Origin of the sequence: Sunxiuqinia indica (assembly GCF_009847015.1) — a bacterium.
In the GTDB taxonomy this organism is placed as follows: domain Bacteria; phylum Bacteroidota; class Bacteroidia; order Bacteroidales; family Prolixibacteraceae; genus Sunxiuqinia; species Sunxiuqinia indica.
In genome coordinates, this window is the sequence record NZ_WVEM01000002.1 from 255,022 (window position 1) to 270,747 (window position 15,726).

A 15,726-nucleotide genomic window follows, 5' to 3' on the forward strand; every position below is an offset into this window, starting at 1 on the left:
GTACCTCTGCCAAACAAGGGGCTTAAGGTCAAGCCCCTGCCCGGATAGAGGCGGTTTTTTATAGTCCGTCTTTTAGTGTTTTATGCATTCCTATCATTTCGTCTTTTATTTCCACTAAGTGTTTATTGTACTTGGTATTATCAGCAATCTGCTTGAGGTAGCTAATGCGCTGCACGGTGTCCTCCTGTCCGGCGGCTATTTGCGCCACAATGGCTCGTACATCAAACCGCAAGCCCGTTAAGTGCCCGGCAATCAGTCCGGCGGTTTCTTCGGTAATACCTTTTATTGCCCCGGTTAATCCCTTGCTATTTGTAGCACTTCCAAAATCGAAACCATATTCTGAAAAAGAATCAATCATTGCCTGAAAGGCGGGCTGCGCAGAGTCGTAAATCTCTTGAACTGACTCTCTGAAATTAGCAGCCTCTTCAGGTGTTAATCCAATATTTATTTCTTCAGACGAACCTCCTCTTCCTGTTCTTTCGCCGTCAGTACTATCTTTTATGAGTTGTTTAACAGCGTCTTGTATTGGCAAGGTGAGCAGGTCGGCAGTGAGCTGCTTCACTATTACATTTTTAATCACCTCATCAACCTTTTCGCCCCAGGCAACAGCCGCATCTTCGCCTGACAGAAAAACGTCGGCCAGCGAGTCAGCCAAGTTCTGCACGGTTGTTCCGGTTACCTCTTGTGTTATGGTATCTATTTGAGCCATTAACGCATTGTAGCTCGATAAAACAGCTTCAATCGCTTCACGCTGGTCGTTTGATACATTCCCGCCAATCAGTCGTTCGCTTAAGGCTTGTATTTCATCGGTAAGCGAGGTTGCCTCGTTCACCAAATCGCCGTAAAAACTAACATAGCTGGGAGAACGTCGGCGACTGTATGACGCTCCACCAAGTTCATCGTTTAGCCGTTTGGCTTCATCGGCTAAATCGGACATGCGGCGTTGGATGGAAAACAACGATTGAGACACCGCACTGCTACCCATATTAGAAAGCGACTGGGTGGCAATGTCAATAGAGGAAAGCATGTCGTCGATTTGTTCCTGTATTGCCTTGAAATGATCGCTTAACTTTTCAGGAGCTTGTACAAATAGGCTTAAGGCTGATTCTATTATCTTAGCAGCTCCCTGAACAATGTTGCCGCTTGCAATGTCTGCGACACCATTGGATAGCTTAAAAATATCATCCAAAAGCTTTACCTGATCTTTTGACAACCCGAGCTGCTCGGCGTATTTATGAGTTAGATTTTCAACGGCATCTGATATCTCGATGACTGTAGTTAATGTATCTCCCTTTAATTTATTGTTTATATCAGAAATACTTTTGTCTGCCACACTTATTGCCGCGCTTAGTCTGCTTATTTCATCTTTATTTTCTTTCCCTCCGAGTGCCGACAGTACTTTTATGCGAGCTGCCGCGTATTTTTTTAATAATTCAAGCTTCTGTATAAACAATCGCTGCTCATTGCGATAACCTCTCTGCCCGATTTCTAGCTTTTTGGTTTCTATCTCCTCTTCGAGGTCTATTTTTTTAATCGCTTCATTTGCATTGGCCTGATCAATTTCCTTACCTCTTTGTTTTTCCAGAAAAGGCACGGATTCGACTTTACCAAGTTCTTTTGCTTTTTTGATAAGTTCATCGTACTTGTTATTAATTGATCGAACATCGCGCTCGTTTTGACTTATAAATGCCTCAGTTGCTTGCTCCCATATTTTCTCTACCTCCCTAGCTGTATCTCTACTTATTTTTTCTATCTCTGTATTCTTTTCTTTCTCTGCATTCAGGCGAAGCTTGTCAAACTGCTCCTGCACGTCCTGCGGCAACTCGGTTATATAATCCTTGTCAGTGAGCTTTAAACCTTTTGACTCGTTCAGCTTGCCGAGGTAGTCCTGTTCTTGTCTCTGAATCTTGGTTAGTTCTGCCTGATAGGCAACCTCAGCTTCTCGTTTCCTCTTTTCAGCCCCTTCTTTCATGTAAGCTACCTTCGAAGCTTCTACATTTTGCGTCAATTCAAGATCTTCCTTGGCTAGTGCTTTCATGGCTTTTAAGCGTTGCTCCTCTGCCTTGATTTGCTTATCGGCTTCCTTTTGCTTCACCCCGGTAAGCGTAGCCAGCCTATCGGTCAGAGCTTTAATGAGCTTTTCCTGATCTTCAATTTCCGTGGATGTGGCCTGCGAGCTGTCGGCACGTAGCTCAACCAACTTGGCCTGCGCTTCTGCCAATGCGGTTGTAGTTTCGGCTATTTGTTTTTTAACAGTAGGTAGTCCGAGCTGTGTGTCAATCGCCTGTATCTGATCTTTAATGCGCTGGTCGGCATTAATGCCAAGCCCGGCATCCAGCAAGTCCACCAAATCGGCTTTAACCTGCAAGGCTTGTTCGCGGCTGTAGTCGCTGGCCTGTTGAAATAGATTTTTATAAGGGCTTAGAATTTCGTCTGCATCGGCGGCATTCAACGCTATTAATTTTGTGCGACCTTTCTGCACTGTCCCCTGTAGATCTTTTATGCTAACATCAAGCTTTTTTACTTCGTTTCGTTTCTTTTTGATTTCTTCGGGGCTCAATCCGATAACTTCATTTTCAATATAGCCCGGAGAACCTCCCTTCGTAGTTACAAAGGTTCTTTTTGTTGTTTGACCTGCATTGGCTTCGCCGAGTAGTGTTTTTTGTTGCTCTTGTAATATTCTTATTTTGCGCTCATTATCTTCTATTTCGGCGGTCGTTGTTATAATTAGATTGTCGCGGAACTCTTTATTTAAATCACGAAGCTTTTCGGCGACCAGGTCGACCGCTTTACCATACTCGTCGGTTTTCCCTATCGCATCCGGGAAAATAGTTCCAAGCTCCTGAATGGTGCTGTTTAATGTTTTTTGTTCATCGGCTGTTCGGTTAGCCTTGCCGCTCAGTGTTTCATATTGCTTGATCAGCTGATCTACTTCCTCCTGCTTGCCAATCTGGTCAATACTGTTGTTCAGTTCCGAAACATAATCCTCTACCTTTTTGGTTTCTTTTCCAAACACGGTAAGCAGGGTAACAAGCCCGGCGATAGCGGTTGCGGCTAAAATATAAGGGTTTGCAAGCATTGAGGCCTTTAGTGCAGCTGAGGATTTAGCGGCAAGCCACTGCGCTGCTGTGAGCTGCCTGGTTACCTGTACCATTTTAATACCATTGCTCACCATTTGGGTTACCGTTGACGTGGCTCTGAAATTTTCGGCCACTGCAACCGCAATAGTTGCGGCTTTGTAAGCGCCGTAAGTGGTTACCAGCACCTTTAGAACATCAAGGATTTCCTCGTAATGATTCACAAGAGTTGTAGCCCCGCTGATGGCTGCCGCAATGGTTTCTTCGTTGTTTTTGCCAATGCCATTCAATGCGCGGGTAACCGCATCTTGGTAGTTTGCCGCAAGGGTTGGTATCTTTTCACTAATTGCATCAACAAGCCCCTCGAATTTTCCTCCTTCTCCTGTCATCGATTTAAACGCCGTTTCAACGTCTTTAAACCCAACCTTCCCCGCTTCAACCATTCCCTGTATTTCAGACTTGGCAACTCCGAACTGGCTTGCTAATTCTTCTATAATAGGAATACCACGGCTTGTAAACTGAAGAATGTCTCGGGTGTAGGCGCGACCTTGTGTATTTAGAGTTCCATACAAATAAATAAGATCGCCAATGGGCACGGAAAGCCCGGCAGACACATCGCCTAGTGTTTTAAAGGTGTTGATTACGTCGCCAGCTGCAAACCCATAAGCTAAAAGCTGCTTTGTTCCCTTCGCTACATCTTGCAATTCAAAAGGAGTTGTAGCGGCATAGTTAACAACTTGCTGCATAAGCCTGTCGGCTGCAGATTTGTCCCGCAAAATCGTTTGAAGTGAAACCTCCAATTGTTGGAACTCGCCCCGAACCTGTGCAATGGAGGTAATAAAGTCTTTTAAAAAACGGGCTGAAAAGTACACACCAATGCCCGCAGCCATTTGTTTATAGATGCCCTGAATCTTATCGGCTTCCTGCTGGGCGGTAGTGGTAACACCCTGAATACCTTTTTTCATCTTTCCGGCCTCTTCCTGAAAATTCATGTTTTTCAGGACAAATTCTATATCTACTGGTATTGTGTTTGACATTTTGGTAATGTTTATGAATGAAGATTTTTAAAAATAACGGGGGAGGCAGTCAACCCCGTTTTTGTGATAAACCCCATAATCAACGGATGTTATTTCCTCTGCCTATTACTTCTCAATTCAAAACCTTAAAAACGTTTTATGAAATTGGGTTCTATTTCCCATCTTCTATTTCTGAATATTAGACCGCGTACATCGCCGTAAGCCCCAGCCGATGAACATACCAATTGATAGTTGTTTAGTCGTTCGCAAAGATCAATCATGGTTTTTGCCACTTCAAGCTGCTTTTCTCCTTCTGCGTAAACTGTATGCCAGTCAGCAATGATCTTTGGTGCTTCTTTTGATAGTTCAACTTTATTGGTTTCCTTATTCAGGTCAATCAATTCCATAAAACGGATCGCATGTCTTTCTATCATTGTAAATGCCTCAGCAATGCGTTCTAATTCCTCTGGATTAACCTCGATCATGTCTTTTAGCTTGTCTTTATTCAAGTTGAATCCTAAGACTTTCGCACTATCCTTGCTGTTTGCTACGAGTAAGTTTTTCAGAAACTCCTCTGCTTTTTGATACTCGTCAAATTCGTCCCGGTAATGGCTGCCAAGTACTTTTCTTGTAATATCTTCAACATGTTGGTAGGTTGGGTTGTGGCCTCCTTCATCAAGAATCGAGTATAGTTTTTGTAAACTTTCTCTTGTTTGCTCCGCGTGCTCCAAATCTGCTTGGATAGCGTTTTTGTCTTCGTTAATCTTTAGTTTTTCCATGATTTAATTGATTGATAAGTAGTTTATTAAGATTTGATCATTTCGTCCACATCCTTTAGCAATGAATCTCTTGCTTCGCCAAAATTCCAAGAATTTTTCTCTAAGTATGATTTTAGCTTTTCCTCTATTTGCTCCGGGCTTAAACTTGGCATTTGAATTGATGCCATTTTCAAGAATAGCTCTTTGTAAAGGCCTTTTATTTTTTCTTTCCGTTCATGGGTTAACCTGTCTTTATCTGAAAGATTAAAAGGTCGGGGTATTGAATCCCAGTATAATTTCATAGTAGGTTCTTGTTTAGTTCATGTAAAAAACATCCCATATCCGGGCAGTACCAAATCTTAAATAGGGCTTATTTTCTTGCAGGATTAGCCAAAGCTTATATTTTGCCATATCAACATTTGAAGCCAAGACAATACCAATTCGAATTGAAAAGCCGTATTGATACATGATTGCGTATTTGTTACACAGTCCGGTACTAGAGTAGTGGGCTTGATCCTTCGCCATATTTTTCTTGTTGATGGTTAAGCCGGGCGGTTAATTCGTCCTGAGTTTCTTCGTTCAATACCTGATTCAATTCGTCAAAGGCTTCGCGCTCTTTGTGCTTGAACTCTTTTAATACTTCGGCAGTGGCCTTTATTATCTCCGGGAGTTTGGGGCTTCGTGTGTCGCCCATTAATGCACGGCTTACCGTTGGTGCAAGCACGCCTGCCCGCTCTGCAATCTGAACAATTGCCCCGTGTGGTAATTGTTTGCGAATAGCTTTTAAGTCTCGAACATTCTCTAGCATATCAAATAAATTAAAAGTTATCTTATTTCAATCGCGCATATTTTAATTCTATGCACGGTCAAATATAATAAAAAAACCGTGCAGTAGATATATTTATGCACGGTTTTTTAAAAATAATTTATTTTGATATTTTTAATTCTCTAAAATTGAGCTAATTAAATTATTCATATAAGCTTTCAAATCCCCTATATTTCCACTCAGATAGCGATCATATTCCATTCCAAAACCACCATTTTTAATTAAATTGTCGATCAAAAAATCTGTAGTATCATACTCAACTAACTCATATTCTATTTTTACTACGTCTCCAATCTTCAAGTCTGATTTATTGTTTCTTTTTATTTCAAATATCTCAATTTTGCACTTTTCACCTAATTTCTTTTTAAGTGATTCTTTTACAACTGTATCGCCTAGCTGACCAAAAAACAATTCATTAGTTATTGAATGTTCAGATACGTCTACAAACTTTTTCAATTCAATTAAAACTTTTTCGAACTCATCTAAATTTGACTGTTCATAAATGCTTGGGTCACCAAGATATTTACTTTCATACTTCCATTTGATAAATTTTTGAAATTTTTCAATGATCGGATAAGACGCCAAACTTAAAAAGTCATTAAACGTTTTGATATCAAACTGTAGGCTCGCTCTTTCTATTGATTTTACAATATTTTCAACAAACCTAATTTCATTATCTATCCTCTTTTTAATGCTGCTGTTTGCATCAGAAATTACCTTCAAATATTCTTTTTCTGTCAATTCCTCGTTTAAAAGACTTTTAATCTTAGTATTCCTGTTTTGGTATCTAAACAGATAATAAATCCTGTAATACTTTTCATTGTCAATGATGTAAGGTTTAAGGTTTTTATTTAAATAGTGTTTTACTGTAATTTTGCCCATGGTCAAACTTTTAAGGTCAGAAAATCAGTTCTTTTATTTTCCCGGATCGTTCAAATATACGTCGATTAGCGGGAATATGAAACGTTTTTCAAATCGTTGACAAGGGTCATGTCCATTACTTTGCCGTAAATCTGGGTAGTTTCAATCCGGCGGTGGCCTAGCAACTTTTGTACAGTGGTAATGTTCACCCCCTTGTAAAGTAAAAATGTGGCGGTTGTGTGCCTGGCAGTGTGAAAAGTGATTTTCTTTTTAATCCCGGCGTGTTCAATTACCTTTTTCAAGTCTGCGTTCAACAAGTGGTTGTGCTGAAATGGAAATACAGTAATTCCAGAACCAACATAGTTGTAAAAAATATCCAGCGCTCGCCCCTCAAAAAGTAGATGAATGGGAATTCGAACAGGTTCAGCGGTCTTCTTTGTGCTTAGTACTAACCATTCTTTCCCGTCTTCCAAAACTAGGCTTTGTGGTTTCAGCTCTGAAATGTCGCTAAACCGTAATCCGGTGTAAAGTGAAAACAGGTATTTGTCCAGAGCCAGTTGATAAGCTGCCATTTCCTTTGGTAGTCGCAACTTTTCCAAAATCTCAATTTCCTCCGGGGTCAAATAGTGCCGCTCCGTTTTTACTTTTTTGAGTTTGAATGTTCTAAAAGGATTCTTGTTCAGGTCTATCAAATCTCTGTTGATTGCCTGATTGACGTACTTTTTAACAATCCCTAAATTTTTGGCGACTGTGTTTGTGTGCAGTTTCTTTTCCCGTAGAAATTGTTCAAAGCCAACCAAGTACTTGTAATCTATTTCCTCAATCAGTGCGCCCGCCCTGAACTTTTTAAGATAGTTGAACAGGGTTTCGTGATCCCTTTGTGTTGTCGGCTTTAGATTGCTGTTTTTAAGTTCCTGTCGGCAGAAGTCCAGAAAAACACTAGTCAAAGAACCTTTAACAAATTCCCCCAAATACGCGAGGGGAACTTGTTTCCCCTTTTGCCGTTGTTGCATTTCTGCATCTTCCAGCCTCGAAACAAAATCCCGGATTTCTTTATTCAGCCTAATCTGGTTGGGGTGGTCTTTAATAGTCCGGTGTCGTTTGTCCCATTGCTCCGGGCTAATGTAAATTTTTGTCGAGAAGTACTTTTTTTTACCATTCAAATAAGCCTCGACTTGGAGTAAAGCTTTCCCATTGGGTAAAAGCTTTTTCTTACGGTTAAAAACCGTTCTGTACAAAACTTTTTCCATGATTCTAAAATTTAAAAGGTCGCTACAAAGCTAGAACAAAATTGATTATGAAAAAAGCACCGGGTAGAAACTGGGTAGAAAACAGGTGGTAACAAAATATAATGCCAACTTATGCGTTTAACCTTTTAAATTGCTGTTTTACTGCGTTTTGGGAGCTATTTCAAAATTTTTTGTTTATCATTGAATATCATGATTTTAGTTTTTCCATAACGAACAAATTTGGTTACTTTTACCGCCTTAATCTGCGAGAATACATGAAGCGTACGTATTTTGCTGTTATTAGCCTTTCGTTAGCCCTGCTTATTTTAGGATCTTGTTCCTCGAAAAAGAATTTTCGATTGGGTGAATTGTCTTATGAAATAGGTGAATATTATCGGGCAACTGAAAAATACCGGAAAGCCTACCGAAAGGATGATAACATGCAGCACAAAATGGAAATGGCTTATAATATGGCTGAAGCCTATCGCGAAATTGGCGATTACGGAAAGGCTGCCATTTGGTACAAAAATGCAATTCGCCGGCAGCACCCCGATTTTAAAGCTGTACTTTATTATGCCGATTGTTTACGCGCTACGCAGAAATTCGAAGAGGCAATTGAAGCTTATCAACAATACCTTGATTCAATACCACAAGACATTCAGGCAATAAACGGATTGGATGCTTGCCGCTATATTCAGGAGTGGGTTGATAATCCGACCCGTTATGTGGTGAGTACTGTTCGTGAGCTAAACTCCAAATATGCCGATTACACCCCTGTTTTTGTGGGGGGACGCGATAATGAAATTCTATTGACTTCAACACGTGAAAATACAGTTGGCAATAAAGAAAACAGTATAACAGGCGAGCAGTTTGCCGACATCTTTCGTTCAGAATACCAGGTTCAGCGGCAAAAATGGGGCCCTCCCAAACTGATTGATGAATCTGGAATGATCAATTCTCCGGACGAAGAAGGAGCGATTACCTTGTCGGAAAATGGCGATGAAATGATTTTTACGCGTGCCCGTTACGATAAAAAAGAGGATCTTGGCACCGAACTATACCGGGTCAAAATGTCACGAGGCGACTGGTCGGAGCCTATTAAAATGGAATTGCTCGGTGATAGCCTCGTTGCTGCTCATCCTTCGTTGTCGATTAATGGTGACACTTTATACTTTGTTTCTGACAAACCCGGAGGTTATGGCGGGAAAGATATTTGGATGGTAACCGATAATGGTGGTACTTTTTCGAATCCACAAAATATGGGACCAAAAATTAATACGGCGGGCGATGAAGTTTTCCCAACGATCCGATCAAATGGCGAGTTGTATTTTTCATCGGATTACCACATGGGAATGGGTGGACTGGATATTTTTAAGGCTACCCGCACTGAAAAAGGGGAGTGGCGCATTCAGAATATGAAAGCACCAATCAACTCTTCGGGTGATGATTTTGGGATGTCGTTTGTTGAAGGCGAAGAAACACGCGGAATGTTTGCCTCGAACCGAAAAGGATCACGTAGCGATGATATTTATTCCTTTTATTTACCTCCTAAAATCTATCGTGTTTCGGGCGAAATTTACGATAAAGAAACCAGCCAACGGCTGGATGGTGCCCGTATTCGGATCATTGGAACTGATGGTACAAACCTGAAAATGCGTGCCGACGATGGTAAGTTCCAGCTGAAATTGAACCCCGAAACAGAGTATGTTTTTGCTGCGTTTAAAGATGGCTATCTAAATGATAAAGGGCGCGAATCCACTATCGGACTAGATGATAGCGAGGATTTTAGGGTTGACTTGTACCTCACACCAACCGATGCGCCAATCAAAGTAGATAATATTAATTACGAGTTTGGAAGTTGGGAATTATTACCCGAGTCGGTTCATGCCTTAGATAGTTTGGTGGGTATTTTAGAACTAAATCCAACCATTACCATTGAGCTGATGGCACACACCGACTTTGTGGGCTCGGAACAGTACAACTTCGAACTTTCACAGAAACGGGCACAGGCGGTTGTCGATTACCTGATTCAACAAGGCATTAACCCTGGCCGATTAGTCGCCAAAGGGTATGGAGAAACCTGGCCAAAAGCCGTTACACGTAAGTTGGCTAAGCAGTACGACTTCCTGAAACGGAATGATGAACTGACCGAAGAGTTTATCCTTGGACTTACTCCTGAACAGCAAGAAATAGCCAAGGCTATTAATCGTCGTACCGAATTCCGGGTGCTTTCTACCGATTTTCATGAGCGTTTTGCTCCCGAAGTTGAGGAATAAGGTCTTGTTATTTCTTCCTAATCGTCTTAATAGCTAAGCATAATCATTTCTCAATGCTAAAAACACCTTATTTTTGCGCTCTTGTTCGTAGATGGTGAACCGAATGATAGGCGAAATGTTGCTCTCTAATAATAAAAGACAAAAATGACAAAATCATACTTTCCAAGTTTGCAGGATATTAACCGGGCAAAATTGACTCTGAACGAAATCTTAACTTCTACTCCGCTGACTGAAAATTTAAACCTTTCGGAGCAGTTTGGCGCTAATATTTTTTTAAAGCGGGAAGACCTGCAAATTGTACGGTCCTATAAAATACGCGGTGCTTACAATAAAATAAAGAGCCTGAGCAAAGAGCAGCTGAAGAATGGCGTCGTTTGTGCCAGTGCGGGTAATCATGCCCAGGGAGTGGCCTATTCGTGTCAGAAGTTGGGAATTAATGGAAAAATTTACATGCCCACAACAACTCCCAAACAAAAGATCAAACAGGTAAAAATGTTTGGGAAAGAGTTTGTCGAAATCGTATTGATTGGAGATACTTATGATGATGCCAGTAGCGAGGCCTGGAAAGATTGCCACGAAAATCAGAAGGCCTATATTCATCCGTTTGACGATCCGTTGATTATTGAAGGACAGGCAACAACGGCTATGGAGATTTTACAGGATTCAACCCTCCAGATTGATTATGTGTTTGTTCCCATTGGCGGTGGCGGATTAATTGCCGGAGTGGGAAGCTACTTTAAACAAATGCATCCGAGCACCAAAATTATTGGCGTTGAACCGGCTGGTGCTCCTTCTATGAAAGAATCATTGAAAAAGGGAGAAGTGGTCACTCTGGAGAAAATTGACAAGTTTGTTGACGGTGCGGCTGTTCAGCGTGTTGGAGATCTGCCATTCGAAATTTGCAAACAGGTGGTTGATGATATTGTGTTGGTTCCGGAAGGATGTATTTGCACTAAAATATTGGAATTGTATAACCGCGATGCCATTGTGGTTGAGCCGGCCGGAGCACTTTCTATTGCCGCGTTGGATGATTATGCTGATCAGATCAAAGGGAAAAATGTGGTTTGCATTGTTTCAGGAAGTAATAACGACATCACGCGGACCGAAGAAATTAAGGAGCGTTCGCTGTTATTTGAAGGGCTGAAGCATTATTTTATCATCCGTTTTCCGCAGCGTTCAGGTGCATTGCGCGACTTTGTTGAATATGTTATTGGTCCAAATGACGACATCACTCATTTCGAATACACCAAAAAGAATAGCCGCGAGCGCGGACCTGCTTTTGTTGGAATTGAACTAAGCAACAAAAATGATTTTGATGGTCTGGTGCAACGAATGGCGGAAAATGGGTTTGTCTACGAATACGTAAATGAAAAACCTGATCTGTTCCAATATCTAATTTGAAACTGATTTTCAACCTTACCGACTATGAATAATAAGTTACCCAATACTGTTGATGAAGTTATTGACACACTGGAGCATATTATTCAGGAATGCATACAAAATAATGACCCTTCCGGATATTTTGCAGCACTCTACCAAAAAGTAACGATTAAGGTAAAAGAAGGAATTGAGAACAATTATTTTGATGATGGCGAACGCATGGAGCAACTCGATGTGCTGTTTGCCAATCGGTATATTGAAGCGTGGATGGCTTATAAAAGCAAGAGCCCAATGACACTTTCCTGGCAAAAGGCGTTCGACTTGTCAACGAATTACTGGCCTATTGTGTTGCAACATTTATTGATGGGGATGAATGCACATATCAATCTTGATTTGGGGATTGCCGCTGCGGAGGTTTCAAGAGAAAAAAAGATCGCAGATCTTCAAGATGATTTTAACCGGATTAATGAGATTCTATCATCCTTAGTTCATGATGTGCAGGATGATTTGTCGGCAGTTTGGCCGGCTTTGAAATTTATACTGAAATGGACCGGAAAGGTGGATGACTACCTGGTTGATTTTAGCATGAAATTGGCTCGCGATGGAGCCTGGAAGTTTGGCAACAAATTTTTCAGTACCACTAATTCTGATGTTGCTGCCTGCCTGAAAGATCGTGATCTGCGGGTAGCCGAAAAAACAAGTGTAATCCTTCAGCCCGGATTGATTGCCAGTGCCGTTTTAGCCATTGTTCGGTTAACTGAGCGAGGAACCGTTTCGGAAAAAATAGGGAAACTCAAAAGAACGAGTGAATAATCTCAGCCGATATTCAGTTCAATTATAGTTTTCTCGAAACTTAACAGTTCGCGACACAGTCGTTTAAAAACTTTTGTATCTTCAATCCCTTCAAAATACGAATAGAATTATCCAACTCATTCAATTCATCACAGAACATGGGCAATCTAAAAAATCTCTTTTATCTGATCTCTTTTTTGTTTTTTGCAGTCAACACTAGTTGTACGACCCAACAGGCTGATCTGAAACTAAACTATTCGAACCCGCAAATTTGGTATGAAGGGCGAATAGATACAAGCAATGCGGAGGGAGCTAAATTATATTGGTCGGGCACCTCGGTTAAAATCAATTTTGAGGGGGAATCGATCTCGGCCCTGATGAGTGATGAAAATGGCACCAACGATTTCAATATTCAACTGGATCAGGATAGCACGGTTTTGCTGCGAATGGATACCGTGAAAAGATATTACACGCTGGCTTCGGGGCTGGCTCCGGGGGAACATACCCTGGAATTGTTCAAACGGACAGAATGGGACCGTGGTACAACCACTTTTTATGGTTTCAAAATAGAAGGCAATGCTCAAGTGCTGCCCAAGTCGCCAGCTAAAAAACGAAAAATCGAATTTTATGGCAACTCCATCACAGCCGGGTATGCCGTGGAAGATACCACGGGGAAAGACCGTCCAAGCGGAACCTTTACAAACAACTATCTGAGTTATGCGGCAATCACGGCCCGACATTTCGATGCCCGATACCACTGTATTTGTAAGAGCGGAATAGGTATCATGATTAGCTGGTTTCCCTTAATCATGTCCGATATTTATGATCGTCTTAATCCAGCTGATTCTACCAGTCAATGGGATTTCTCCAGTTATACGCCCGACTTGGTCGTGATTAATCTTTTTCAGAATGATTCCTGGTTGGTCAACCGTCCGGAGCGTGATGAATTTAAAGCCAATTTTGGGAACAAAGCACCGGACGATGAATACATCATTCAGGCGTATCAGAGCTTTGTGGCCGGCATTCGTGATCAGTATCCGCAAGCCAGTATTATTTGCATGCTGGGTAATATGGATGCCACAAAAGAAGACTCGCAATGGCCGGGTTACATTGAGCAGGCAGTTTCCAGGTTAGACGATCCCGAAATTTACTCGTTTTTTATGCCGTTTAAGGAAACGTCCGGGCATCCCAGCATCCAGGAACAGCAGACCATGGGCAATAGTCTTATTCGCTTTATCGATGAACATATTGAATGGTAGTTTGTCGGGTTACATTACCAAATCGCTAATCTTTTCAGAGAACGTAATCCTTTGTCGTGTAGGTTAACGGTCGATTCAATTTATTGACTAGTTTTGCGCCAAAATCAAAAAAAAATAACAACTAAATTCACTTGGCAATGAACAACATTAAATTAGGAAATCCTGCGGTGGTAGGATTAGCGGGGTTTGGCATGACGACTCTTTTACTTCAATTCCACAACCTCGGATGGAGTGGATTAGGTCCTATTATTTCCATGGGATTTATTTTTGGTGGGTTAGCCCAACTGATTGCCGGAATTATGGAGCAAAAAACAGGTAACAACTTTGGATTTGCTGCCTTTACCAGCTACGGATCATTCTGGATCGGGCTTGGACTCATCTGGCTTTTAAACCACTTTGAAGTGTACCAATCGTCGCATTCCGACGTTGGGTTTTTTCTTGTTGGCTGGACCCTGTTGACAGCCATTTTTTGGGTGGGTTCCATGTTTATTCATCGGGCCATGTTCATCACATTCAGCACGCTACTGGCCGGCTTTATCCTGCTGGATCTGGGACACTTTGGTTTCCCGGTCATGAACATCGTTGCTGCCGTTGTGCTCATTGCCTGTGCGTTCTCGGCCTGGTACATGATGGCTGCTATTATTTTAAATGATCTTGCAGGAAGAGAAATTCTACGAGTGGGCAATCCGCTGATTAAAGCAAAATAAAACGCATTGAAAACATTCTGTAAAAGCACCGGGAGATAGCCTCGGTGCTTTTTTTATATCCGAGAACAGCGTTCAATTCTTTTCTGAAGACATACAAAAGGCTCATTGTGGGCGGGTCGGATTTGCAAATCCTGACCAGCCAAGTTTGACAAGTCAGATCTCATTCCATCACCGTTGAACGCACTGCTGAAAGAGACAACCCTATTTCATTCTAAATTTCAAATTCAACAATCGATTCAATTTACTGTTTATAATACATCCATTTTAAACAAGGGCCAAGCGACGCAAACAATGATTGAAAACCTGGACAGGAAAAGGAACTGAATTAGTGAATAAAAAACATACCGGAATAGAAGCATACACTCATTAAAACAAGAATGGATCAATTTTAAATAGAAACCTAAAACTAATTACATATGAATGCTTTATCGACTTTTGATTTATACCTATGGAATTTGTACGTGCCAATATTAAACGAAAAGAGTTTTAAAAATCGGCTTCTTTGCATTATTGCATTGTGTTACATTTCTATTTATAGATTACCACGAAAATTTCTTATCAATTACTTCAGAGGCAATGGTAAAGAAATGGTCATTGATTCAGACAAGTTGATTATGCGTAATAATGTCGTTTTAAATAAACTAACTGAAGCGATAACCATTTTCAAAAATAATGGATTGACAGAAGGAGAATTTAATATTTGTCAGACCGATGTACATGACCCCAATTATAAATATTCCGTTGGTTCGTTTAGAGTTAACTATTCGATACACAATGAATCTATCGATATAAGGATTGACTCAGATTATCATTTTCAGCATAATCCTGACAGGCTAACGAAGCACCTGCATAATTGGCTATATTCAAAGACTTTAAAAGGATGCGCCAGAAGCTTTACTGTTCAAAGTTCACCTTTAACAAAGACTTTTTCGGAGTTGATTTATGCCAAAACAAATAATAAACAAAGGAAACTTCCAAAGCATGTCTATTTAGTTTGATCGACTGAGACCACGCTCCCTCAACTGAGCGCTATGGAATTGCAACATGATCCACCCCTTAAACTTTTTTGTCCCTGCAGTCCTTCTACAGGTATGGAATCTATCGAAACGCATACCATTCAATGTCCGTATTGCTGGCAAAATATTCCTGTAACTATTGACCGTTCGCAGGGGGAGTCGGAGCTCACCGAAGATTGCCCGGTTTGCTGCAACCCCGTTTTAATAAAAATTCAGATCGGTCCGGGAGGTGAGATTGATGTTCAGGCGCAGCCTGAAAACCCCGGATAGGGCGATGGAACAAAACACTTGAGCCGCTACGGCTTGAACCCGCTTGCTTGGTGTGCCACAATACAATCGCACGGCAGCACGGGGGAAACAACATCTGCATTATTTCGCCCGACATTTTTCCCTGCTCGTCTGCAAATCCTGACCAGCCAAGACTTTTTTTATACCCATCGCTTCCTGTTACTTCCCATACGCGTTTTCCAAATTCAAAATCGTTGGCTTATCCCGAACAGTTCAACTCCCTGTTATCGACAAAATAATT

The 15,726-nt window shown here is 41.3% G+C and carries 14 protein-coding genes; 7 read left to right on the top strand and 7 right to left on the bottom strand.

What is annotated here, in order from left to right; genetic code table 11:
* Positions 1-58: 58 nt before the first annotated feature.
* The 7 genes from GR929_RS04390 to GR929_RS04420 form a co-directional block, all read right to left on the bottom strand.
* Positions 59-4,114 (bottom strand): tape measure protein, encoded by a 4,056-nt coding sequence (locus tag GR929_RS04390; protein WP_159517713.1) that lies wholly within the window; start codon positions 4,112-4,114, stop codon positions 59-61.
* A 125-nt stretch (positions 4,115-4,239) separates the two neighbouring features.
* Entirely contained in the window at positions 4,240-4,872 is a 633-nt protein-coding gene (locus tag GR929_RS04395) for a hypothetical protein (protein WP_159517714.1), read from the bottom strand.
* 26 nt (positions 4,873-4,898) lie between these two features.
* Positions 4,899-5,153 carry a hypothetical protein gene (locus tag GR929_RS04400; protein ID WP_159517715.1) on the bottom strand — a complete coding sequence of 85 codons (255 nt, stop codon included), beginning with the start codon at positions 5,151-5,153 and terminating at the stop codon, positions 4,899-4,901.
* A gap of 13 nt (positions 5,154-5,166) precedes the next feature.
* On the bottom strand, positions 5,167-5,376 hold the full coding sequence (locus GR929_RS04405; protein WP_159517716.1) for a hypothetical protein: 210 nt from the start codon (positions 5,374-5,376) through the stop codon (positions 5,167-5,169).
* On the bottom strand, positions 5,348-5,659 hold the full coding sequence (locus GR929_RS04410; RefSeq protein WP_159517717.1) for a helix-turn-helix domain-containing protein: 312 nt from the start codon (positions 5,657-5,659) through the stop codon (positions 5,348-5,350). The genes GR929_RS04405 and GR929_RS04410 overlap by 29 nt, the downstream gene beginning before the upstream one ends.
* A 132-nt stretch (positions 5,660-5,791) precedes the next feature.
* On the bottom strand, positions 5,792-6,559 hold the full coding sequence (locus tag GR929_RS04415; protein WP_159517718.1) for a hypothetical protein: 768 nt from the start codon (positions 6,557-6,559) through the stop codon (positions 5,792-5,794).
* A gap of 65 nt (positions 6,560-6,624) precedes the next feature.
* Positions 6,625-7,788: a site-specific integrase gene (locus tag GR929_RS04420; RefSeq protein ID WP_159517719.1), complete on the bottom strand. Its 1,164-nt coding sequence runs from the start codon at positions 7,786-7,788 to the stop codon at positions 6,625-6,627.
* A 254-nt stretch (positions 7,789-8,042) separates the two neighbouring features.
* Here GR929_RS04420 and porE point away from each other — a divergent pair, with 254 nt between their 5' ends.
* From porE to GR929_RS04455, 7 genes are all read left to right on the top strand, one after another.
* Positions 8,043-10,043, top strand: a complete 2,001-nt coding sequence (porE, locus tag GR929_RS04425; RefSeq protein ID WP_159517720.1) for a PorE family type IX secretion system protein — start codon at positions 8,043-8,045, stop codon at positions 10,041-10,043.
* A gap of 144 nt (positions 10,044-10,187) precedes the next feature.
* Positions 10,188-11,444 carry a threonine ammonia-lyase gene (gene ilvA, locus GR929_RS04430; protein WP_159517721.1) on the top strand — a complete coding sequence of 419 codons (1,257 nt, stop codon included), beginning with the start codon at positions 10,188-10,190 and terminating at the stop codon, positions 11,442-11,444.
* A 24-nt stretch (positions 11,445-11,468) separates the two neighbouring features.
* Positions 11,469-12,236 (top strand): DUF5995 family protein, encoded by a 768-nt coding sequence (locus GR929_RS04435; protein WP_159517722.1) that lies wholly within the window; start codon positions 11,469-11,471, stop codon positions 12,234-12,236.
* Between the two features lie 137 nt (positions 12,237-12,373).
* Positions 12,374-13,474, top strand: coding sequence for an SGNH/GDSL hydrolase family protein (locus tag GR929_RS04440; RefSeq protein ID WP_159517723.1), 1,101 nt, complete (start codon positions 12,374-12,376; stop codon positions 13,472-13,474).
* Between the two features lie 137 nt (positions 13,475-13,611).
* Entirely contained in the window at positions 13,612-14,181 is a 570-nt protein-coding gene (locus GR929_RS04445) for an acetate uptake transporter (RefSeq protein WP_159517724.1), read from the top strand.
* A gap of 416 nt (positions 14,182-14,597) precedes the next feature.
* The gene (locus GR929_RS04450) at positions 14,598-15,179 is read left to right on the top strand and encodes a hypothetical protein (RefSeq protein WP_159517725.1); all 582 of its coding nucleotides are present in this window, start codon (positions 14,598-14,600) and stop codon (positions 15,177-15,179) included.
* A 93-nt stretch (positions 15,180-15,272) separates the two neighbouring features.
* On the top strand, positions 15,273-15,467 hold the full coding sequence (locus GR929_RS04455) for a CPXCG motif-containing cysteine-rich protein (protein WP_159517726.1): 195 nt from the start codon (positions 15,273-15,275) through the stop codon (positions 15,465-15,467).
* The last annotated feature ends 259 nt before the right edge of the window (positions 15,468-15,726 follow it).